The organism is Micromonospora sp. MP36, from assembly GCF_008119785.1.
Taxonomy (GTDB): domain Bacteria; phylum Actinomycetota; class Actinomycetes; order Mycobacteriales; family Micromonosporaceae; genus Micromonospora.
Map to the genome: position 1 here is coordinate 1 of NZ_VSFA01000246.1, position 1,620 is coordinate 1,620.

A 1,620-nucleotide genomic window follows, 5' to 3' on the forward strand; every position below is an offset into this window, starting at 1 on the left:
CTAAGTGCTCATTTCCGTTAATTCGTCGGGGGTCACGCGGCGGTGGGTAGGGGCGTGTGGGTGGCGAGGCGTTTGAGGAGAGCGTCGAGATCTTTCTTGGTGTATCGCCAGTTGAACGGCCGTGCGCCGAGGTTGTAGTGGTCGTGGAACGCCTCGATCCGGCTCTCGACGTCGGCCAGGTCGTAGAAGTCGTTGGGGGTGACGACCTTGCGCTGCACGATGGAGAAGTAGATCTCCACTTGGTTCAGCCAGCTGGCGTGCAGCGGGGTGTGCACCACGGTCGCGGTGGGCCACGCCGTGGTCATGCGGTCGATGGACGCCTGCCCGCGGTGGGAGGAGCCGTTGTCGACGATCCAGAACACCCGCCGTGCTGAGGCGTAGGGCTCACGGGTCATGACCTGCTCGACCAGCCGCGCGAACGGGGCCAGGCCGGTGGTCGGCTCGCAGCGGCCGTAGACCTTGCCGCGGTGCACGTCGAGTGCCGCCAGGTAGGCCAGGGCTCCGCCTCGGTCGTACTCGTGCTCCACCCGCATCAGCCTCGACCGCCCTGGGGGCAGGGTCGGGTGGCAGCGGCAGCGGGCCTGGATGGAGGTCTTTTCGTCCGCGCTGATCACGAACTCGTCGGCGCCGAGCGCCTGGCCCTGCCATGTCCGCGCGTAGAGGTCGAGCACCCGGTGGGCCTTGGCGGCGAAGTCAGGGTCCCGCGGGAAGATCCACGACCGGTGCTGCCAGGGCTTGATCACGTCAGCGGCCAGCCAACGTGCCACCGTGGAGGCGGAGATGTCGGCGACGATCCCCGCGGTGACCGCCTCGCCGGCCAGCTCGGCCGCGCTCCAGCGTGACAGCGGCACCCCGTGGTCGGCCGGCAGTTCGCAGGCCAGGGCCTTGACCTGCGCCTGCTGCACCGGGGTGAACACCGGCGGGCGGCCGGGCCGGTCCGCGTCGGCCAGCCCTTCCAGCCGGCGTTGCCAGAACCGCCGCCGCCACTTGCGCACCGTGTCCACGTGCACGCCGTGGCGGGCGGCGATCGCCGTGTTGGTGGCGCCGTCCGCGGCGGCCAGCACGATCCGTGCCCGCAGCACCAGCCGATACGCGCTGGTAGACCGACGCGTCAACGCCTGCAGCGCGCCACGTTCATCAGGATCGAGGGCGATCACGTAGGGGCTTGTCGGGGGCATCGGCATGTTCTGCCACCCCACACGCCGCAGTGCCCGCACCGACACGCCGCCGGGTGCGGCACTATGACAGTCGTGGCCAAGCCTCCGCCCGAGTCGACCAAGACCTCGCTACGCCAACGCCTGGGCGCTCACGCCCGCACCCACTGGCCTGCCCTGACCACGGTGTCGGTGCGCTACCGCGGCGTGTTCGCCTACGTCGACGGCCGACTCGCCGACGGCACCACCCTGCCCCTGTTCCGGCTACGCTACGGCGGCTACGCCAACCAGTGGGGCTTCGCGATCTACCTGGCCAGCAAAGACGGATACGAAGACTCGTACCTGCCCAGCGGCCACACCGCCGGCACCGCCGAGGAAGCCCTCGACTGCGCCTGCGGCCTCTACCTCAACGACCCCACCGCCTGGACCCAACCCCCGACGAATTAACGCCGAGCAGCACTAAGCG

Annotated in this window: 2 protein-coding genes; one reads left to right on the top strand and one right to left on the bottom strand. The window is 69.9% G+C overall.

The genetic code is table 11. From position 1 onward, the window contains the following. Positions 1 to 32: 32 nt before the first annotated feature. Positions 33 to 1,184 (bottom strand): IS630 family transposase, encoded by a 1,152-nt coding sequence (locus FXF52_RS40970; protein ID WP_222870962.1) that lies wholly within the window; start codon positions 1,182 to 1,184, stop codon positions 33 to 35. 66 nt (positions 1,185 to 1,250) lie between these two features. Here FXF52_RS40970 and FXF52_RS40975 point away from each other — a divergent pair, with 66 nt between their 5' ends. Then, complete coding sequence (locus FXF52_RS40975; RefSeq protein ID WP_255472945.1) at positions 1,251 to 1,601, top strand: hypothetical protein; 351 nt, start codon at positions 1,251 to 1,253, stop codon at positions 1,599 to 1,601. Positions 1,602 to 1,620: the final 19 nt, after the last annotated feature.

Excerpts from the sequence above, each read along its gene's own strand:
- FXF52_RS40970 (WP_222870962.1), bottom strand. The coding sequence starts at position 1,184 with ATGCCGATGCCCCCGACAAGCCCCTACGTGATCGCCCTCGATCCTGAT.